The sequence below is a fragment of the Rhizobium sp. RU35A genome, from assembly GCF_900156005.1.
Taxonomy (GTDB): Bacteria; Pseudomonadota; Alphaproteobacteria; order Rhizobiales; family Rhizobiaceae; genus Neorhizobium; species Neorhizobium straminoryzae.
Map to the genome: position 1 here is coordinate 109,771 of NZ_FTMR01000009.1, position 20,013 is coordinate 129,783.

At 64.2% G+C, this 20,013-nt stretch carries 14 protein-coding genes; 9 read left to right on the top strand and 5 right to left on the bottom strand.

Going from position 1 to position 20,013, the window contains the following annotated elements:
- Positions 1–631: 631 nt before the first annotated feature.
- Together fhuF and F3H95_RS19395 are read right to left on the bottom strand one after the other, a co-directional pair.
- Positions 632–1,435, bottom strand: coding sequence for a siderophore-iron reductase FhuF (gene fhuF / locus F3H95_RS19390; protein ID WP_188134434.1), 804 nt, complete (start codon positions 1,433–1,435; stop codon positions 632–634).
- Between the two features lie 7 nt (positions 1,436–1,442).
- On the bottom strand, positions 1,443–3,587 hold the full coding sequence (locus tag F3H95_RS19395) for a TonB-dependent siderophore receptor (RefSeq protein WP_149747210.1): 2,145 nt from the start codon (positions 3,585–3,587) through the stop codon (positions 1,443–1,445).
- 546 nt (positions 3,588–4,133) lie between these two features.
- On the opposite strand from F3H95_RS19395, the gene repA reads away from it, so the two are divergent.
- The 3 genes from repA to repC all read left to right on the top strand — a co-directional run bounded on the left by repA (position 4,134) and on the right by repC (position 8,089).
- A complete protein-coding gene (gene repA, locus F3H95_RS19400) occupies positions 4,134–5,390 on the top strand; it encodes a plasmid partitioning protein RepA (RefSeq protein ID WP_149747286.1) in 1,257 nt (418 codons plus the stop codon).
- A 44-nt stretch (positions 5,391–5,434) separates the two neighbouring features.
- A complete protein-coding gene (gene repB, locus F3H95_RS19405) occupies positions 5,435–6,574 on the top strand; it encodes a plasmid partitioning protein RepB (RefSeq protein WP_149747211.1) in 1,140 nt (379 codons plus the stop codon).
- A gap of 285 nt (positions 6,575–6,859) precedes the next feature.
- Positions 6,860–8,089: a plasmid replication protein RepC gene (repC, locus tag F3H95_RS19410; protein WP_149747212.1), complete on the top strand. Its 1,230-nt coding sequence runs from the start codon at positions 6,860–6,862 to the stop codon at positions 8,087–8,089.
- Positions 8,090–8,112: 23 nt separating this feature from the next.
- Here the strand turns inward: repC and F3H95_RS19415 are convergent, their stop codons facing one another.
- Positions 8,113–9,618: a globin-coupled sensor protein gene (locus tag F3H95_RS19415; RefSeq protein WP_143125909.1), complete on the bottom strand. Its 1,506-nt coding sequence runs from the start codon at positions 9,616–9,618 to the stop codon at positions 8,113–8,115.
- A 260-nt stretch (positions 9,619–9,878) separates the two neighbouring features.
- Between F3H95_RS19415 and F3H95_RS19420 the strand changes: the two genes are divergently transcribed.
- Positions 9,879–10,610, top strand: a complete 732-nt coding sequence (locus tag F3H95_RS19420; RefSeq protein WP_149747213.1) for a LuxR C-terminal-related transcriptional regulator — start codon at positions 9,879–9,881, stop codon at positions 10,608–10,610.
- A 221-nt stretch (positions 10,611–10,831) separates the two neighbouring features.
- Positions 10,832–12,595: a PAS domain-containing methyl-accepting chemotaxis protein gene (locus tag F3H95_RS19425; RefSeq protein WP_149747214.1), complete on the top strand. Its 1,764-nt coding sequence runs from the start codon at positions 10,832–10,834 to the stop codon at positions 12,593–12,595.
- 88 nt (positions 12,596–12,683) lie between these two features.
- Here the strand turns inward: F3H95_RS19425 and F3H95_RS19430 are convergent, their stop codons facing one another.
- On the bottom strand, positions 12,684–13,283 hold the full coding sequence (locus F3H95_RS19430) for a TetR/AcrR family transcriptional regulator (protein WP_149747215.1): 600 nt from the start codon (positions 13,281–13,283) through the stop codon (positions 12,684–12,686).
- Between the two features lie 71 nt (positions 13,284–13,354).
- On the opposite strand from F3H95_RS19430, the gene bdcA reads away from it, so the two are divergent.
- Entirely contained in the window at positions 13,355–14,068 is a 714-nt protein-coding gene (bdcA, locus tag F3H95_RS19435) for an SDR family oxidoreductase (RefSeq protein WP_143125947.1), read from the top strand.
- Positions 14,069–14,253: 185 nt separating this feature from the next.
- Here bdcA and F3H95_RS19440 read toward each other — a convergent pair whose 3' ends face one another.
- Positions 14,254–15,318 carry a hypothetical protein gene (locus F3H95_RS19440; protein WP_210248572.1) on the bottom strand — a complete coding sequence of 355 codons (1,065 nt, stop codon included), beginning with the start codon at positions 15,316–15,318 and terminating at the stop codon, positions 14,254–14,256.
- 512 nt (positions 15,319–15,830) lie between these two features.
- On the opposite strand from F3H95_RS19440, the gene F3H95_RS19445 reads away from it, so the two are divergent.
- Genes F3H95_RS19445 through F3H95_RS19455 form a run of 3 tightly spaced genes read left to right on the top strand, consistent with a single transcriptional unit; the run spans position 15,831 to position 19,564 of the window.
- Positions 15,831–18,056 (top strand): ATP-binding protein, encoded by a 2,226-nt coding sequence (locus F3H95_RS19445; RefSeq protein ID WP_149747217.1) that lies wholly within the window; start codon positions 15,831–15,833, stop codon positions 18,054–18,056.
- Complete coding sequence (locus F3H95_RS19450; RefSeq protein ID WP_143125915.1) at positions 18,049–18,507, top strand: response regulator; 459 nt, start codon at positions 18,049–18,051, stop codon at positions 18,505–18,507. Before F3H95_RS19445 ends, F3H95_RS19450 begins: the two co-directional genes overlap by 8 nt.
- Positions 18,494–19,564 (top strand): HWE histidine kinase domain-containing protein, encoded by a 1,071-nt coding sequence (locus F3H95_RS19455; RefSeq protein WP_149747218.1) that lies wholly within the window; start codon positions 18,494–18,496, stop codon positions 19,562–19,564. Before F3H95_RS19450 ends, F3H95_RS19455 begins: the two co-directional genes overlap by 14 nt.
- The last annotated feature ends 449 nt before the right edge of the window (positions 19,565–20,013 follow it).

The following is a 20,013-nucleotide window of genomic DNA, read 5'->3' on the forward strand; positions in this document are numbered from 1 at the left end:
CCCATAGAGGTGCCGTTTTGGGCAATGGAGCCTCTGGCGACAAATCCAAATGTATCCAAGGTGGTATCCGCAAAAGCGGTCGAGGCGGTGAGAGCCGTGCTTGCGATCAAAATAAATCCGAATAACCTTCTGTCTTTGTGAATATAGGTCATGGTGTCTACGGAAGCCTTCATTTTCAAGGAAGGTTTTTGACGATTAATATTTTATAATATGCGATCACATCAATTAAATTTAATATTTTCATTATTTAATTTCAATATCGATAATACGTTGAGTTTTTGGGGTTTGTTATCTATCTGTAGATGTATGGTATTCGATTTATGAAATCTTGTCGGGCCGAGATGTAAGCGTTTGCTCTTCTTCAAGGGGCGGCTTCTTTTAAGAGCATCGACGACCCCAGCGCTCGTCTTAATGTCCAGCGACAGCAATTTTGGCGAAAGCGGCCCGATCTTGCTGGAATTGCGTCACAACAAAAGTCAGAGAGCTGCTTCGCAACTCTCATCTTCGCTGGAATGGTTGTGCCGGCAGCCTAGGCCAACGCGGATTGTTTTATGCTGGATTCTGATAAGAGGGCAGGACGACGGCCTTGCGCCTGAGGTCCGGCCCCAATTCCGAGCCCCCAAAGAAAGCCTCACAGCCCGCAGCGCCCTTCCTTGACCGGGCAGATTGCGCCGCATCCGCCAATGGTGGGGATGGCGTAGCGCAGGCAGCAGATGCGGCGGTGGCCGGCATAGGCGCCTGTCTCGTCCAATTCCACGCGGATTAGGCGGGCAAGCGGGTTTTTCCAGCCGTCCGGCCAGGTCGGGCTTTCGGTCAGCAGGCGGCCTTCGGCGGCAAGGGTTTCGCCGGCGTGGCGGCCGGCCTCGTACGCGGCCCAGCTGAGATAGGCCGAGGCGTTGTTCCACAGCGTCTTGCGGCCAAGGCCGGTGTGGCGGGCGATGGCGGCAAACAGCGGGTCGAGATTGTCGCGAATGGCGGGCGCAAGGCCGGCAAACACGTTTGCGGTCTCATCCACGTGGCCGAGATGGGGCAGGAGGAAGCCGCGCGGGCCGCCGCTTTGCCGGTCCATAAGCAGGCTTGCCTCGCCAAGCGAAAGCGGCAGGATGCGCCGCAGTTCCAGGAAGGCAAGGCTCGCGCCGATCATCAGGCTGCTTGCATAATAGAGCGACCAGAGCGAGGCGATGGCCCGCCTGTCGGTCCCGGCGGGCAGGGGGCTTGCGAAACGGTCGAGCAGGCGGTCCAGCGTGGCAGGTTCCGTCAGCTCGACGAGCGGCAGGCTCTCGCAATCTTCCGGCACCACCGTCAGGTGGCTGCCGCGGCAGAATGCGGCATAACGGTCGCCGGTCCGGGCGATCAGCAGATCGCCAAGATCCTGAACGGGCATGTGCGGCGCCGCATCGGGTTGCGCCGCAGGCGCTGTCTCGCAGAGGTCCATGCCCCTCCTACCAGGTGTACTTGACGCTGGCGAGCACGCTGCGGCGATCGCCGAAATAGCAGCTGCCGTAATAGCAGGTGGTGACATACTCCTTATCGAACAGGTTCTTTGCTGTCACCTGTAAGTTGAGATTATCAGTCACCTTATAAAGGGCCGAGAGATCGAAGAGCGCGTAATCGGCGACTTTCACGGTGTTTTCGCGGTCGCCATAGCTTGCGCCGACATAGCGCACGCCGCCGCCAAGCGTGATGTCACCGCGCACGCCATTGCCCGGCAGCGTGTAGGATGCCCAGGCGGAGGCGATGTGCCTGGGCACCCGCTCCGGCCGGTTGCCGATCAGAGCGGCATTGTCGTCGCCGGTGATTTCGGCATCCCAGTAGGAATAGGCGAGCGTCATGTTCCAGCGCTCGGACAGCTCGAACTTGCCCTCCAGCTCGATGCCGCGCACCGTCACTTCGCCGGTCTGGCGCGTCTCGGTGGGTGAGATCGTGGTCGGCACATTGGTCTGGCTCAGATCGAAGACGGCGAGCGAGAACAGGCCGTTGAACCCTTCCGGCTGGTATTTCACGCCGAATTCCACCTGCTCGCCCTCCTGCGGCTTCAGGCTGGCGCTGGTGCCGTAATTGACCGTCGGCGCCACCAGCGGCTGGAAGGAGGTGGAATAATTGGCATAGGCCGAAAGCGCCGGCGTCGCCTTGTAGGTGAGCCCGATGCGCTTGGTGAAGGCGTTTTCCGTGGTGTCGTCGGCGGTGCCGGTCAGCAGGTAGTCGGCGCGGGTGTTGACATGGTCATAGCGCCCGCCGAGCGTCAGGATCCAGCGGTCGTCCAGCGTCAGCTCTTCCTGCGCATAGAGGCCGAGCGCCTTCTGCTTCACCTTCCAGTCCACGTAAGGGCCGAGCGTGATGCAGGAGAGGCCGCAATAGACGGGGTTGAAGATGTCGATGCCGCCGGCCGTGCCCATCAGGATGTTTTCATGCGTCTTGTCATAGGCATAGTCGAGGCCGACCAGCGTCTTGCTGTCCACGCGGTCAAGGCTCGCATCATATTGCAGCTGGTTGTCGATGACGAAGCGGTCGGCCACGCCATCCACGGTGAAGGCGGTGCGGTCGGCGGTCGGATCGGTGGAGGCGCCGTAGACATCTCCATAGTTCAGGCTGATATGCGTGTAGCGCGCCGACTGGCGGAAGGTCAGCCCGTTGTCGAAGTCATGGCTGAACTGATAGCCGATATCCTTCTGGATGGTGTTGAAGCGGTTGAGTTCCGGCTCTCCGAGAAAGCTTTTCGTGTCGATCGCGACCCCCATCGGAAAACCGCGGGACACGGAGGATTCACGCTTGCTGTAATCGGCCAGCAGCGTCAGCGACGTGCCGGCATCGGGGCTGATGGTCAGCGCCGGCGCGATATAGAGCCGGTCGTCATTGGAATAGGCGGTGCCCATGTCGGCATTCTGCCACTTGGCGGTCAGCCGGTAGCTGTAGACACCCTCGGCATCGAGGGGGCCTCCAAAATCCGTGCCGGTTTCCACATGGCCGTCGCCGAGCGTGGTGTAGACTTCCGCATGCGGCGCATCCTGCGGCCGCTTGGTGATGGCGTTGATCAGGCCGCCCGGCGCATTGAGGCCGAACAGGGTGGAGGTGGAGCCCTTCAGCACCTCGACCCGCTCCAGCCCGTAGGGTTCCAGCCGCTGCGCGGTGAACCAGGCGGGAATGCGCGCCGCCAGCCCGTCGCGATAGGTGCCGAGCGTGGTCTGGTCGAAGCCGCGGATGCGGAAATAGTCGTAACGGTCATCCGAGCCGAACTCGTCGACGAAGACGCCCGCCGTGTAGGCCAGGACCTCCTGCGTGTTGGTTGCGCCGCGTTCCTCGATTTCCTTCTGCGTGACGACGGAGACGGAGGCCGGCACATCGAGGATCGGCGTGTCGGTCTTGGTGGCGGTGCGGGCCTGCTTGGCCACCACCGACCCGTTGCCTTCCACAGAACCCGAGCCCTGAACGAGAACCGGATCCAGCACGGTTTCCTGCGCATGCGCGATGTTTCCGGCACCTGGCAGCGGGGCGGTCCCAAGCAGGGCCACGGCAGCAACGGAGGCACTCAGCAGGCGATGCCGCGTCCCTGTCCTTGCCCGTCCGGCTGGTGTTGAAACATGCTGCATCGCCTTCATCCTTTCGCTTACACCCGGGGCGTCACACCCGGCTTCCTCAGGATCACGCGCCCGTGATCGTCTTGCGGGCAGACCATAGAAAGAAGATGAAAAGAGTCAAGTTATAATGCCGGGGAAAAGCGCCGTCATAATTTCCTGATATCGGCAAAATCCCGGCGCGGCAGGGCCTTCCGGTTAACGGGCGTTAACCAAAAACTGCTTGACGCGACTCTGTGCATGTCGCAACGCTGTTACGGAATAAGGGCGAAACTGCCCTTGTCCAGCGTTAGAGCTTTCGGTCCCTGTTAGTATCGGAAGCGGGCGTATAAGATGGATCGAGAGAATCGGTCGCGTCCGCAGCGCTGAACGGTGGCATTGCGCAAAGCCTGCAGCACCGCGGCCGGCTTCGCAAGGCCGGTGATCAGGCCGTGCGGGGTGGCAGGGGTGGCGGTGATGGGGCAGCGGGTCTGATCTGCGCCCTGTCCCGCCCGGCAGGCAGACAAGGCCCGGCGGCTTTGACGGTAGCCGGAACGACAACGGAGAATGAGGATGGCGTCGATGACGCGCGGTCAGGCAAACAGCACATCGGCATCCGGCGCGGACGCCCGCCTGCCGGCCGATCAGACCATTGCGGCCGATGCGCAGGCGCTGTCGGAGCAGTTGAAGGCCATGCGCGAGCGGCTGTTTCCGCCGGCCGCCAGCAAGACCCTGCGCGCCTTCTCCTCTGGCGAGGCCGCCAAGCTGATCGGCGTCTCCGATGGCTATCTGCGCCAGCTGTCCCTGGCGGGCGAGGGGCCGCAGCCGGAAACCGGGGCCGGCGGCCGCCGCTTCTATTCGCTGGCCGATATCCATGCGCTGCGTTCCTATCTGTCCGAACAGGCGCTCTCGAAGGGCAATCTCGCCAAGGCGCGCAGCTATCTGCCGCGCCGCGATGGCGCCCGCGGCGAGCATCTCCAGGTCATTTCCGTTACCAATTTCAAGGGCGGTTCCGGCAAGACCACGTCTGCCGTGCATCTGGCGCAGTATCTGGCGCTGACCGGCCACCGGGTGCTGGCGGTCGATCTCGATCCGCAGGCCTCGCTGTCGGCCCTGTTCGGTTACCAGCCGGAGCTGGACCTGACCGGCAACGACACGCTCTATGGCGCGATCCGCTATGACGAGGCCGCGCGCCCGCTCTCCGAGATCATCCGCCAGACCTATTTCCCGGGGCTTGATCTGGTGCCCGGCAATATCGAGCTGCAGGAATTCGAGCACGAGACGCCGCAGGCGCTGGCGAGGCGCCAGAACGGCGTGGATTCCGGCCCGGTCTTCTTCGCCCGCATCCAGGCGGCGCTCGCCCAGGTGGAGGAACATTACGACGTCGTCGTGATCGATTGCCCGCCCCAGCTCGGCTATCTCACGCTGTCGGCGCTCTGTGCCTCCTCCTCGGTTCTCGTCACCGTGCATCCGCAGATGCTCGATGTCGCCTCGATGAACCAGTTCCTGTTCATGACCTCGGATCTGCTGGCGGTGGTGCGTGAGGCGGGCGGCACGCTGAACTTCGATTTCCTGCGTTATCTCGTCACCCGCTACGAACCGAATGACGGGCCGCAGGCGCAGATCGTCGGCTTCATGCGCTCGCTGTTCGGTGAGCGCGTGCTGACCTCGCCGATGCTGAAATCCACCGCCGTGTCCGATGCGGGCCTGACCAAGCAGACGCTGTACGAGGTGGGCCGCGAGAATTTTACCCGCGCCACCTATGACCGGGCGCTGGAGGCGATGAACGCGGTCAATGGCGAGATCGAAACCCTGATCCATGCGTCCTGGGGCTGGTGACCCGATGGCGCGTGACGACAGATGAGCAAGGAAAGGCAGGACGGATGGCAGGCAGCCGCAAGAACGAGTTGAAGGCCCTGTTCGGGGGAGGGCTGGCACCCGCTCCGGCCAAGGCGCCGGATGCGGATCAGCGCGCGACCGAGCCGAACGCTGCGCCTCCGGCAGGCTCTCCGGCGTCCTCGGCCCAGGGTGCCGCCGGCCCGTCGCCTGCGATGCCGTCGTCTGCCTCATCCGCCGCCCCGGCCCGCAGCGCCTCGGGCGCCGTGAAGGCCATGGGGCTGTCGCTCGGCTCGCTGTCGCGCGATGCCGAAGAGGTGCGGGCGCTGCGACAGGCGCTCAGCGATGGCGAGCGGGTGGTGTCCGTGCCGACGGAGCGCATCGAGGCCTCCTTCGTGGAGGATCGTCTGCGGATCGGCGATCAGGATGACGAGGATTTCGCTGCCCTGGTCGACAGCATGCGCGACAGCGGCCAGCAGGTGCCGGTGCTGCTTCGCCCGCATCCGACCCGGCCCGGCCACTACCAGACCGCCTATGGCCATCGCCGCATCCGCGCGGCTGCCCGCCTCGGCATCGAGGTCAAGGCGGTGGTGCGCGCCCTCAACGATGACGAACTGGTGCTGGCGCAGGGCAAGGAAAATGCCGAGCGTCGCAACCTTTCCTTCATCGAGCGCGCCGTCTTTGCCCGCAATCTCGCCGCCCGCGGTTTTGACCGCAAGGTGATCGGCGAGGCGCTGTCGGTGCAGAAAAGCGAGCTGTCGCGCCTGATGCAGGTGGTGGAGGCGGTGCCCGAACGCTTCATCCGGCTGATCGGCGCAGCACCCAAGGCGGGCCGCGATCGCTGGATGAAACTCGGCGAATTGCTGCAGCAGCCTGATTCGCTGGCGCGCGCCGCGGGGGAAGTCGAGAGCGATAATTTTTTGTCGGCGCCGAGCGATGAGCGGTTCCAGCTGCTGTTCGACCGGCTCTCCGCGCGGCTGAAAAACGCTCGGACAGCATCTGGCGAACAGTCTGCCGTGCGCACCCTGACGGATGGTCAAGGCACTGTTTTTGCTCGTCTTCGACGGGATGGCAAGGCAGCGCGCATCGAGTTCGCGAGCGGGGTCGACGAGGCCTTTCTCGAGGAGGCGGCGGATTTTCTGGCTGCCCGCTACAGGGAATTCCTGGCGTCGAAAAAGGCCAAATGAACGGTCTGAGGCCGGGTGTGCGTCCCCGCGCGTAAAGGCGGATCTATAATCAATGCCGGCCGGATGAACCGGCCCTGTGACGAAGCTGGAAAGGACGAAACGAGAGCAAGAAAAAAGGCCCCCAAAACGTTACCATTTCGGAAGCCCTCTTCAATGTAGCAATTTAAGAGAATCACTTCCGCGCGTCAAAGTCAAGAGTCGGCGGCCGATTGGCCGTTTCCGGCGCGTGATTTTGTGGCCGCATGGTCGCTTTCCGGGCCGCCTTGCCTCCGTGAGGAGATGGCCATGCAAGAGAGACTGGCAACGACGCCGTTTGGCGGCGCTCCGTTGCGTGCGAAGAATTTTGCCCGGATGACGCAGGTCGAACGGCAACAGGAGAGCCTGCGCAAGGGCGAGGGCGGCAATGCCACCGGCACGGCCGACAAATGGCAGCTGATCCGCGCGCTGACCGAGGCGCGGGCGGTCTATGGCCTGTCCGACCGCTCGATCGCGGTGCTGGAGGCTCTGACAAGCTTTCACCCGGCGCGCGAGCTGGATGGCAAGGCGCCGCTGATTGTGTTTCCCTCCAATGCGGAACTGTCGCTACGCTGCCGCGGCATGTCGCCGGCCACGCTGCGCCGGCATATCGCGGCGCTTGTCGAGGCGGGGCTGATTTTTCGCCGCGACAGTGCCAACGGCAAGCGGTTTTGCCAGCGCGACGACCGCGGCCAGGTGGAAAGCGCCTTCGGCTTCGATCTGGCGCCGCTGGCGCTGGCCGCCGACCGGATCTTTGCCGAGGCCGAGACCGCGCGCGAGACGGCACGTCAGGTGGCGCGGCTGAGGGCCGAGATCAGCCTGCATCTGCGCGATATCGCAAAAACCATCGAGGCGGCGCTGACGGAGGCGCGGACCGGCGACTGGCAGACCTTCATCGAAAGCCTGCAGGCGCTGTCCGGACGCATTGCCCGCAATGGCGAGATCACCGATCTTTCGGCGCGTGCCAAGGCGCTGCTGTCGCTCCGGATTGCGGTGGAGACGGCTTATCTCGACAGCCTTTCCAATGAAGAAATGAGCGCCAGTGACTCCGCTTTTGAGCGCCATATTCAGAATTCAAACACAGACCTCTCATTTGAAAGAAACGGCCAAAGAGTCACAGAGAGGGCGGGACCGGTGGCGGCAAACGCACCGGCAGCGGGGGAGGAACTGCCCAAACTGGAGAGGAAATCGGTCGGCATCGGGCTCAAAGCCTTCCTGGAAGCCTGCCCGCAGATTGCCGATTATGCCCGCGACGGGGTGAAAAGCTGGCGGGACGTGCTGGCGGCGGCCGAGGTGGTCCGCTCCATGCTCGGCATCAGCCCCAGCGCCTGGGCGGCGGCTCGCAGTGCCATGGGCGAGGTGGAGGCGGCGATCGTAATCGCCGCGATCCTGGAGCGGGCAGAGGCGATCCGCTCGCCGGGCGGCTATCTGCGCGACCTGACGGGCAAGGCCGCGAAGGGCCGTTTCTCCATCCATCCGATGCTGAAGGCGCTGCGGTGAGGCGCGGCGCCCGGCGGGAAAGATCAGGCCCGCCGGCGTGGCCGTTCCTCGGCGGGGACGTGACGCTGCTGGCCGCGGGTGCGGAAACGGCCGAGCAGTTCGCCGAGGCTGCCGGAGATCGCCACCAGGTTCTGCGTCGAGGCGCTGGTTTCTTCCATCAGCGCCGCGTTGCGCTGGGTGATCTGGTCCATGCTGCGCACCGCCGTGTTGATCTCGTTGATGCCGGAGGATTGCTCGCGGGCCGACTGGGCGATGGAATTGATATGTTCGTTGATGCTGGCGACCCGCTCGCCGATCGTCACCAGCGCTTCACCCGTGCGGTTGACGAGGCTGACGCCGCGGTTGACGTCGGCCGAGGAGCGATCGATCAGGTCCTTGATTTCGCGCGCTGCGGCGGCCGAGCGCTGGGCAAGCTCGCGCACTTCCTGGGCAACGACCGCAAAGCCCTTGCCCTGTTCGCCGGCGCGTGCCGCCTCGACGCCGGCATTCAGCGCCAGAAGATTGGTCTGGAAGGCGATGTCGTCGATCACGCCGATGATCTGCGTCATCTTCTGCGACGATCCCTCGATGTCCTGCATGGCGGTGATCGCCTCGCGCACCACCGCGCCGGAGCGCACGGTTTCCTCGGACGAAGCCTGGACGATCTGCTGCACCTCGGCGGTGCGCCTTGCCGTGGAGGCGGAGATCGAGGTGATCTGCTCGAGCGTCGCCGCCGTCTGCTCCAGCGCGGAGGCCTGCTGTTCGGCCCGCTTGGCCATGTCGTCGGTCGCGGATGAAATGCCGGTCACCTCGGCGCGCACCTGATCGACGGCGCCGTAAATATCCGACATCGCATTGTTGAGTTCCGCGACGGAGCGATTGTAATTGGCCTTGATCTGCTCGAAATCGGCAGCCAGCGTCTGATGTACCTCCGCTGTCAGGTCGCGCGCCGCCAGCTGGTCAAGAGCGGCATCGATCGCCTTCAGCGCCTCCTGCTGGTCGGCGGCGGCGCGGGCTCGTTCCGCTTCGGTCTTGGCGCGCTCGGCAGCGAGCGCGTCGAGATAGACGGAGATCGCATAGTCCATGTCGAGAAGGGCAGCCTTCACCACCGTACAAAGCTGCTGCTCCACGGCCTTCGCCTTCTTCTCCACGAACAGGCCCTTCAACTGCGAGCCGATCACCGCCTTGATGATGCCTTCCATGATCATGGCATAGCCGCCGATATACCAGCGCGGTTCCAGGCCGAGCCGCGCATGGGTGCGCCCGACGGTGGAAACCGCATCCACATAGGCCTCGTCATAGCGACCGGACGCAATGCCGTCCCAGTGCTGCACCTGGCGGCCCTTGGCATGCGCCACATGGGCGGGATTGCGAAAGAAGGCGGCCGTATGCGGATGGCGTGCCGCCTTTTCATAAAAGACGTCCAGTGCAGGCCCGATGGCGCCCGCCAGCATCGGCCGCATCTCGGCGAGAACACGCCGCTGGGCCTCATCGAGACCGACGAAATCCAGGCGTTCCTTCAGGTGCTGCATCTTTTCATGGGGCGACATGGGCAAACTCCGGGGCAGGCAGGCGGGTTACTTGATTTCGCAGTATTTTAGGCGATATTGATTAATGACGACTTATTGTTGCGTTTCCGATGTCCGGGTTGTGTGCAGGCTAGAAAATGCTGCAGATCCCCCGAAATTCCCTAGATTTTCGACATCAAAAATGCTTCAAGATATGATTACATATCGTAAATTGACTTGGCTTGAGGGAGAGACAGCTCCGATCCTCTGCCACGATCAAGCCTCGAAAGCCCGACGACCACATGCTGAACCGCCCCCTGTTCCGCCGTGCCGACAATCTGGAGGAGTTTGTCGACCTGGCGTCTGTTCCGCGTCATCGCTTCATCCACAACCACCCCTTCATGGAACGCCTGCGCAAGGCCGTGCCGTTCGATTTCGTTGCCGTCAGCGGGCTCGACATCGACCGGTTCCGGTTCGGCTCGGCGCAGTCGCTCGACACCGATTTTCCGCCCGCCTTTCTCGAGGCCTATTACGGCGAGCGCCTCCACCTGACGGATCCCTTCGTGCTGTTGTCGAAGCTCTCCGAGGGCGTCGTGATCGAAGGCGAGGTGCTGAAGGATGTGGAGCTGCCGGAGCGGCTGGCCTATCTGCTGGAAACCTTCAATGTGCGCAACCGCACGCTGTTTCCGATCCGCCGTGGCGACCAGATGTACGGCTCCGTCGGCTTTACCCGTGTCACTCCGTTCGATCAGGACGAGATTGCCTTTCTCGGCGCCATCGCCAAATCCGCCCATACCGAGATCACCCGCCCCCTGATGGAGCGCTTCGCGGCAGCGGAGATGAAACTGTCGACCGGTGAACTGACCTGTCTCCGCCTCGCCTCCGGCGGTCTGACCAGCGAGCAGATCGCGGCGGAAAGCGGCTATCAGGTCGATACGGTCAACACCTATATCAAGAACGCCACGAAGAAGATCGGCGCCTCCAACCGCACCCAGGCGATTGCCGAGGCGATTCGCCGCCGTCTGATCGATTGATGTCCGGCCCCTCGACTTCTTGCATACAAACTGCATAATGCAGTGGATTTTCAGGGGCTAATTTACAAAACATCAATGGAATGCTCCGATAAATCGCTCTAGCGGCACATGATGCCGGTAGAGCGGCCATGATGGCCGACACTCATTCCCCCTGTCTGACCATTGACCGCGTCCCGCCGGGCGGCGTCCCGCGCCGCGCCGACCGACCGGCAGGAGATCGCATGTCCCCCAGCCCCTTTTCCTCGGATGCCAACCGGGTTCTGTCCGCGATGAACCGCTCTTTTGCGATCATCGAATTCGATCCCTCCGGCCGGATCCTCCGGGCCAATGAAAACTTCTGTACGACGCTCGGCTACCGCGCGGACGAGATCGTGGGGCAGCATCACCGCATCTTCGTGCCGCCGGAAGAGGCCATCGGCGAGGGCTATCAGGCCTTCTGGGCCAAGCTCGGTCGCGGCGAGTTCGACCGGCGCCAGTATCGCCGCATCGCCAAGGGCGGGCGCGAAGTGTGGATCGAGGCCTCCTACAATCCGATCCTGAAGAACGGCCGTGTCTACAAGGTGGTGAAGTTCGCAACCGACATCACGGCGCTGAAGCTGGAAGCGGCGGAAAATGCCGGCAAGATCTCGGCCCTGTCGCGCGCTCAGGCGATCATCGAGTTTGCGCCTGACGGCACGATCCTGACGGCCAACGAGAATTTCTGTGCAGCCCTCGGCTATCGGCTCGACGAGATGGTTGGCCGCCACCATTCAATGTTCTGCGATGGCGATTACGTGCGCAGCGACGCCTATCCGCGCTTCTGGGAACAGCTGCGCCGGGGCGAGTTTTCCGCCGGCGAATTCCGCCGCATCGGCAAGGGCGGCCGCGACGTCTTCATCCAGGCCTCCTACAATCCGATCTTCGACATGAAGGGCGAGGTGTTCAAGGTGGTGAAATTCGCCACCGACGTGACGGAGCGGGTCGGCAATGTCAACGTGCTGGGCAACGGCCTGAAGCAGCTTGCCGAGGGGGATCTCACCTTTGGCATCGACATTCCCTTCATCGCCTCGCTGGAACCGCTGCGTCTCGATTACAACGATGCCGTCGGCCGGTTGCGGGAGGCGATGACCGAGGTGCAGCGCAATGCATCCGCCATTGCGGCCGGCTCCGACGAGGTGCGGGCAGCCGCCGATTCTCTGTCGAAACGCACCGAGCAGCAGGCTGCTTCCGTGGAGGAAACGGCGGCTGCGCTGGAGGAGATCACCACCACCGTGGCCGACAGCACACGCCGTGCCCGCGAGGCCGGCGATCTTGTGGAGCGCACCCGCAGCGGCGCCGAGCGCTCCGGCGACGTGGTGCGTCAGGCAATCACCGCCATGGGCGCCATCGAAAACTCGTCCGGCGAGATTTCCTCGATCATCGGCGTGATCGACGAGATCGCCTTCCAGACCAATCTTCTGGCGCTGAATGCCGGCGTGGAAGCGGCGCGTGCGGGGGACGCCGGCAAGGGCTTTGCCGTGGTGGCGCAGGAGGTGCGCGAACTGGCGCAACGGTCCGCCAAGGCCGCCAAGGAGATCAAGGCGCTGATCACCGCCTCGGCCGCCCAGGTGGAACGGGGCGTGACGCTGGTCGCCGAAACGGGCACCGCGCTGCAGGATATCGTCGTGCAGGTGCGAGACATTTCCACCAATGTCGCCGCCATCGTGGAAGGCGCGCGCGAACAGTCGACCGGCCTGTCCGAGATCAACCAGGCCGTCAACACCATCGATCAGGGCACGCAGCAGAATGCGGCGATGGTGGAGGAAAGCAATGCCGCCGCCCACAAGCTGGCCGGCGAGGCGAGCGAACTGTTTCGCCTTGTCTCCCGTTTCCGGCTGGGCGAGGCGGCGATCTCCATCTCCGCCCCGCAGCAGCGTCCCGGCGCTGGCGCCGACCGCACCCGCATCATGCCGCGCGCCCGCCACGGCAACGCGGCCCTGGCGGACAGGGACTGGCAGGATTTTTAAGCCCGGGTCTATTCCCTCCGGGGGGAGGCATGCCGGGCTCGCAACCCTCTGCCTCCAGTACCCGGCACGGCGCGATCGCGTCGCATCATCAACCCGCAGCGGCAAGCTCCCGGGCGACGGCGCGGCCAGCCACGCGCGCGGTCTCCAGTAGTCGGTCGAGCCCGATCCCGTTGCGCGCCTCGGCGGACAGCCCCGCCATGGTGACCGAGATGAAGTCGGTCAGGCGTTGAGCGGTGTCCGGATGAACGGCGGCAATCGAGTGGCGGATCCTGTCCAGTGCGGCTCTATGGTAGGCAGCGGCGATCCTGCGCGCCTCCTCGTCATCGCACCCGATCCCTTCCAGCACAAGGCAGCCGGCGGCCGGGGGCCGCGCGACATAACGCCTTGCTGCCTCCTCCAGAACCGCGGCAAGGCTCTCCGCCAGGGGGCGGTCGGGGCGCAGCAGGTCTTCAAGCGGAATCGCGTCGGTCGTCGCATACCGTTCGAGAACCCGGGCATAGAGACCGGCCTTGCTGCCGAAGGCCGCATAGAAGCTTGGCGGGTTGATGCCGAGAGCGGAGGTAATTTCCGCAACCCCCACCGCATCATAGCCGCGAGCATGGAACAGATGCTGCGCCGTGGCCACGCCCTGGCCGGGATCAAAGCGGCGCGGGCGGCCGCGAGGGCGCGAATTATTTGTATCGTTCACTACAAAATACCTTGACGATGGTGTTGGAAGATATATGTAGCACTCGTTACTTTATTTCTCAAGGAGCTTGCATGACCACCTTTCAGGGAAAGTCCGTTCTGGTTCTCGGCGGCAGCCGGGGCATCGGCGCGGCCATCGTTCGCCGTTTTGCCGCTGACGGGGCCAAGGTTCTCTTCACCTATGCCGGCTCCCGGGGCGCGGCAGAGCAATTGGCGGCCGAGACCGGCAGCAGGGCGGTCCACACGGACAGCGCCGATCGTGACGCCGTGATCGCGCGTGTCCGCGACAGCGGACCGCTGGACGTGCTGGTCGTCAATTCCGGCATCGCGATTTTCGGCGATGCGCTGGAACAGGATGCCGATGCGATCGACCGTCTGTTCCAGATCAACATCCAGACCCCGTATCACGCTTCGGTCGAGGCCGCGCGACAGATGCCGGAGGGGGGACGGATCATCGTCATCGGCTCGGTCAATGGCGACCGGATGCCCGTGCCGGGGATGGCGTCCTATGCGGTCAGCAAATCTGCGCTTCAGGGTCTGGCGCGTGGTCTGGCGCGCGACTTCGGGCCGCGCGGGATCACGATCAATATTGTTCAGCCCGGACCGATCGACACCGACGCAAACCCGGAGAATGGCCCGATGCGGGAACTGATGCACAGCTTCATGGCGATCAAGCGTCACGGGCGACCAGAAGAGGTCGCGGCCATGGTTGCCTGGCTCGCAGGCCCCGAGGCTGGTTTCGTGACCGGGGCGATGCACACGATCGACGGCGCGTTCGGCGCCTGACACGCGCGCGGCGAGGGGCCGACGCCCGCGCCCCTCACCATTTTGGATCGCCTGCGGACTCCGTGGACTGCGCCGCTCATGGTCCAGCCGTGCATCGCTGCCTGAGAACCGCGGCATATATCCGGGCTTATGCGCGACTGGCAGCTAGCCATCCCCGGTCGCCGTCGCCACACGGTTCTGCCCCCTCAGATCAACGCCCGCATCTCGCTGTCCGACAGCGGGGCGGGCAGGCCGAGATCGTCGCAAAGCGCGGGGATCTCCTGCGTGGAAAGCCAGAGCAGGAACTGCCTGTCCACCACCTGCAGGCTGCCGCGGGAGGCATCGTAATCGATGACGAAGGGGCGGATGCCGCGCTGGTTCTGCAAGGTCGCGGTAGAGACCAGCGTCTGCGCCACATGGGTGCGGTCCAGCGTCTTGCGCCGGGGATGCCGCGCCTTGATGATGCTGTAGATCTTCTTCAGGCGGATGCCGCGCTCCAGCTGGTCGGCGCCGTGGCAGAGCATGGCGTAGATCAGCCATCGCGGCATGTCGAGATCGCTTGCCGCAATGGCGCCGGAAAAGCCCTCGACGAAGCCGGTATAGCGCGCCGCCTGTTCGGTAACGATGCGGCGCACCAGTTCGACCACGTCGAGCCCGGCGCCGACGCCCTGCAGACCATCCTGCCGCTCATGCACCTTCGCGGCCCGGCAGGCACGCCGGCATGCTTCCTGCACCAGATGCACGCTGTCGAAGCAGGCGGCGAGAAGGCCGGTGCTGAAGGCATCGTCGAAGGCAATGCCCAGCATGCCGGCGCCTGTCGTCATCACCTCGGAAAGGCTCTCGGTCGACCAGTGGTCGGTGTTGATCGGCTGCACGCGGTCCGTCAGGTCGCCGTTCAGCGTGGAAAGCCGGTTCTCGTCGCGCCAGGCGGCGGCGATCACGAAGGAAATCGCGGTATTCTCGTGAAAGGTCTTCAGCGAGAAGCTGAACTCGCGCTGCGTGGCGTCCGGCAGGTAATGGAAATCCTCCAGCACGATGTAGCTGGAGAAGTTGATGTCGGCGAGCGCCCGAACGATGTCGTTCGGGTCGGACAGATCAAGCCGTCCGGGCTTCGGCCGGATGGGCAGGGCGGGCTCGTCCTGTCCCCCGTCTTGCGCCTCGTCCTGGGCATGCTTCACGAAAAACACGGCTTCCTTGAGGATCGAGCAGTGCAGATCGGCCAGCGACCAGCGGTTCTGGCAGGAAACGACGATGTGATCCCTGTCCGCCATGCATTTCTTGCGCAGCGAGGTCTTGCCCTGCCTCGAACTGCCGAATATGATAATATTATCACCTCTCGACATAAGCGCACGAAATGGATGGTCAACATCCGGGCGCTCGACATAATTGAGGGGCGGATCCCGGCGAATGCCAAAGACGTCGTCTATTGAATAGATGTTCTTCATGCGGCGTCACGACGGTTGCGAATATTGCTTTTTTGCATGTCGCGCCGACAGGGTTCTTGATCTAGGTCGAATGCCGGGCGGTCGTCTGTGCATTAGAAATACGTATCATCATAATCATAAATTATAGTCAGATACTGATTTGCGACAGATACTAGTTTTTGGACTCGGCGCAAGGGAAATTGCACTCCCTGGTGGAAAAATGCTGCGCCGCACCCGCCCGACCCGTTCGATCGGCCCGGTTTACATTCCGTCGCTCCCTCCTATCTACCTGACCCTATGACCGTCCGGGGCTGAGGCAGGCCCCGTGTGACGGCCCTGCCGCATGATCGGAGACAGGTGTGAACGAAACGGATCCGGATCTGGAAGCCTGCGCGCGCGAGCCGATCCGCGTGCCGGGCGCCATACAACCGCATGGCGCCTTGTTCGTGCTGGCCGGCACACCGCCGGTGGTGGTGCAGGTCAGCGCCAATCTCGCCGATTACCTGCCGGATGGCGTGCGGCAGGACGCGCCGCTTTTCGGCCCGCTTGCGGACCTGGGCGACAGGCTGGTGCGCTGGCAGGCAAGTGGCGAGCGCTATTTCCAGACGCGGCTGGAAACGGAGGGGCTCATCGCTTCCGCCCACCGGGCGGGCGACCGCGTGATCGTCGAGGTGGAGCGATTGGGCGGCGAACGGCTGGAAGCGGTGTTCAGCCGCCTGCGAAGCTTTACCGCCCAGCTGTCGGACGAGCCGGACATTGCCCGGTCTCTGCCGGCCGTCGCCGGCTTCGTGCAGCAGTTGACGGGCTTCGACCGCGTGCTGGTCTACCGGTTCGATGCGGACTGGAACGGGCAGGTGGTCGCCGAAAGCGGCAATGGCCGGCTGCCTTCCTATCTCGACCTGCGCTTTCCCGCCGCCGATATCCCAGCTCAGGCGCGCGCGCTCTATGCCACCAATCGTCTGCGCATCATTCCCGATGTCGATTACCGTCCCGTGCCGCTGGTGCCGGTGCCTGACCCGCAGACGGGGGACGCGCTCGACATGAGCCAGTGCCAGCTGCGCAGCGTCTCGCCGGTGCATCTCGAATACATGCGCAACATGGGAACCGCCGCCTCGATGTCTGTCTCCATCCTGGTCGATGGAAGGCTGTGGGGGCTCATCTCCTGCCATAGTGCCGGCCCGCACATGGTATCGCAGGCGCTGCGCGAAATCTGCGATTTTGTGGCTCAGGCGCTTGCCATGCGCATCGCGGCGCTGGCCCGCGCAGAGGATGCCGCGCGCCGGCTCATGCTGTCTGCTGTCACGAGCCGGCTCCTGTCTGCCATGTCCTCCGCCCCTGACTGGATGGAGGCGCTGGCGGGTGAAGGCGAGGGGCTGCTTGCCCAGGTCGGGGCGGCGGGTGCGGCGCTCGTCAGCCCGGAGCGGCTGCTGTCGGTGGGCGAGGTGCCGCCGGAAGCGGCGATCCGCCGGCTGGCGGCCTGGCTGGACGCGCAGCCGCGGCAGGACCTGTTTTCCACCGACCGGCTGACCCGCCTGCTCGAGCAGGCGCCGGAGCTTGCCGCCGATCTGGCGCCGGAGATGGCGGCGCGGGCAAGCGGCGTTCTGGCCCTGCCGATCTCGCGGCTGCATGCGGGCTGGCTCATCTGGTTCCGGCCGGAACTGCTGCACACCGTGCGCTGGGGCGGCAATCCGCATGAGAAGGTGCGCGAACAGGGCCGCATCCATCCACGCCAGTCCTTTTCCGCCTGGCAGGAACTCGTGCGTGCCCGCGCCGAACCCTGGAGTGAAGCGGAACTGGCCGCCGCCCGGGCGCTCGGCTCTGCGATCGTCGGTATCGTGCTGCGCAAGGCCGAGGAACTGGCGGAACTGTCCGGCGAGCTGACGCGCGCCAACAAGGAGCTGGAGGCCTTTTCCTATTCCGTCTCGCATGACCTGCGGGCGCCCTTCCGCCACATCGTCGGCTTTGCCGAACTGTTGCGCGAGCGGGAAACCGGGCTGGACGAGAAGTCGCGCCACTATCTGCAGACGATTTCCGATGCGGCCCTTTCGGCCGGGCGGCTGGTGGATGATCTTCTCAACTTTTCCCAGCTCGGTCGCACCGCCCTCGTTACCCGCCCGGTCGACATGGACAAGCTGGTGGCCGAGGTCATCACCTCCGTCACCATGGCGATGGGGAACCGTCGCATCGAATGGCGCGTTTCCCCTCTGCCGGTTGGACTGGGCGATGCCACGCTTCTGCGGCAGGTCTGGTTCAACCTCATCGACAACGCGGTGAAATACACCCGCGACTGCGATCCGGCCCGGATCGTGATTGCGGGAGAAACAAGGAACGACATGGCACTCTATTCGGTGACCGACAACGGCGTCGGTTTCGACATGGCTTACGTGGGCAAGCTGTTCGGCGTGTTCCAGCGCCTGCAGCGGGCCGAGGATTTCGAGGGCACGGGCATCGGCCTGGCGCTCGCCCGCCGCATCGTGGAACGCCACAACGGAAGCATTTCGGCGCATGGCGAACTGGGGCAGGGCGCCTCGTTCACCTTCGCCCTGCCGATGACCACAGAACGGAAAGGTCGAGCCCTTGCCTGAATTGCGCCCCATCCTTCTGGTCGAGGACAGCCCCCGCGACCTGGAGCTGACGCTTGCCGCGCTGGAAAAGTGCCAGCTGGCCAACGAGATCGTGATCGCGCGTGATGGCGCCGAGGCCATGGACTATCTGACCCGCCGCGGTAGTTACCACAACCGGCCGCAGGGCGATCCGACCGTCGTGCTGCTGGATCTGAAACTGCCCAAGATGGATGGGCTCGATGTGCTGGAGCGGGTCAAGACAAGCGACACGCTGCGCCACATTCCCATCGTCATGCTCACTTCGTCGCGCGAGGAGCAGGATCTGGTCAGAAGTTACGAACTGGGTGTCAATGCCTTCGTGGTGAAGCCGGTGGATTTTTCGCAGTTCTTCAAGGCCATTCAGGACCTTGGCGTGTTCTGGGCCCTGCTCAACGAGCCGCCGCCGGGATATCAGCATCATGCACGGATTTGACCTCAACGCGCCGGCCCGCATCCTCATTCTGGAAGACAGCGCGCTCGATGCGGAACTGATCATGCAGCAGCTGAAGACGCTGTCGCCGCCGCCTGCCATCCGCTGTGCCTCCAATCGTGCCGGCTTCATGGAGGCGCTTGAAGGCGGCGGGACGGACGTGATCCTGGCCGATTTCTCGCTTCCCGATTTCGACGGCATGACGGCGCTGGAGCTTGCCCGCCAGCGGCTGCCGGAAACGCCCTTCATCTTCGTGTCCGGCGTGCTCGGCGAGGAGGCTGCGATCGAAAGCTTTCGCCACGGCGCCACCGATTACGTGCTGAAACAGCGCCTGATCCGCCTGCCGGCCGCGGTGGAGCGGGCGCTTGCGGAGGCGCGCGAAAAGGCCGAGCGCCGGCGTGGAGAGCAGCATCGCGAGCTTCTCGTGCGCGAACTCAGCCACCGGGTGAAGAATACGATGGCCATGGTGATGTCGATCGTGCGACGCACCGCCGGCAGCGCCGACACCGTGGAGTCGTATATCGAGACGCTGATGGGACGCCTGCGCGCCATGGCCGATGCGCATGCACTGCTGTTCGAGACGAACTGGAACGAGGCCGGCCTCAGGGATGTGATCGAACGCGCCTTTGCCGCCCATCCCGGCTGCCTGGACCGGGTGACCATCGTGCCCGGCCCGCAGACGCCGCTCGATCCGCGCGCGGCACTGTCGCTGTCCATGGTGCTGAACGAGCTTGCGACCAATGCGCTGCGCCACGGGGCGCTGAGTGACGACAGGGGCGAGATCGAAGTGGCCTGGCAGCGCGAGACGGACGGGGGCAGCCGGCCCCGTCTGGTGCTCACGTGGCGCGAACGCGGCGGGCCCGCCGTCTCGGCGCCGGTCGCCGAGCGCTTCGGCACCACGCTCATCCGCCGCACCATCGCCTATGAACTGATGGGCAGCGCGACGCTGGACTTTGCCGAGGACGGGCTTGCCTGCACCATCCGCTTCCCCCTGCAGTCGGCGAGCGCCGAGGCGCTCGGCCCCTCCGCCGCAGACCTGTCCGGCACCCGAAGGGGCTGATCCTTCCGGTGCCTCCCGCCCCTTGCCGCCCCTCGCTGCAGGCCGATCTGTCGAGGGGGAGGCGCGCGGTGCTGTCATCATGCGGTGAGCCCTGTCTGCCAGTTTGAGGACAGCATGTCGAAGGCGTGCCTTCGTCGATGACGTCGGCCGGCGCCTGCCCCGGGCGGCTTTGGAAAGTCAGGGTTCACATTGTACAAATCGGCGTACTTTCCTCCTAGAGCCGAGCCTGTGTCATGCCCTAGGGTCCGGATCCAATCAGCCTGTGTGTTCTGCACGGCGTAATTTCAGTGTCTGGGCCGAAGCGAAGGTGCCGATCATGATCGAACCCTTCCGACGCCTTCAGGCACCGCAAGACGCCGCGTTCGAAGGATTGGCCGGATCTGGCGGCCCGATCGCGAACACGCGAACACCCCGACTGATGGGCTTTTGACACCGGAGTGCTCTTGGTA

Coding starts and splice junctions, on each gene's coding strand:
- fhuF (WP_188134434.1), bottom strand. CDS start 1,435: ATGGACCTCTGCGAGACAGCGCCTGCGGCGCAACCCGATGCGGCGCCG.
- F3H95_RS19395 (WP_149747210.1), bottom strand. CDS start 3,587: ATGCAGCATGTTTCAACACCAGCCGGACGGGCAAGGACAGGGACGCGG.
- repA (WP_149747286.1), top strand. CDS start 4,134: ATGACGCGCGGTCAGGCAAACAGCACATCGGCATCCGGCGCGGACGCC.
- repB (WP_149747211.1), top strand. CDS start 5,435: ATGGCAGGCAGCCGCAAGAACGAGTTGAAGGCCCTGTTCGGGGGAGGG.
- repC (WP_149747212.1), top strand. CDS start 6,860: ATGCAAGAGAGACTGGCAACGACGCCGTTTGGCGGCGCTCCGTTGCGT.
- F3H95_RS19415 (WP_143125909.1), bottom strand. CDS start 9,618: ATGTCGCCCCATGAAAAGATGCAGCACCTGAAGGAACGCCTGGATTTC.
- F3H95_RS19420 (WP_149747213.1), top strand. CDS start 9,879: ATGCTGAACCGCCCCCTGTTCCGCCGTGCCGACAATCTGGAGGAGTTT.
- F3H95_RS19425 (WP_149747214.1), top strand. CDS start 10,832: ATGTCCCCCAGCCCCTTTTCCTCGGATGCCAACCGGGTTCTGTCCGCG.
- bdcA (WP_143125947.1), top strand. CDS start 13,355: ATGACCACCTTTCAGGGAAAGTCCGTTCTGGTTCTCGGCGGCAGCCGG.
- F3H95_RS19440 (WP_210248572.1), bottom strand. CDS start 15,318: ATGGCGGACAGGGATCACATCGTCGTTTCCTGCCAGAACCGCTGGTCG.
- F3H95_RS19455 (WP_149747218.1), top strand. CDS start 18,494: ATGCACGGATTTGACCTCAACGCGCCGGCCCGCATCCTCATTCTGGAA.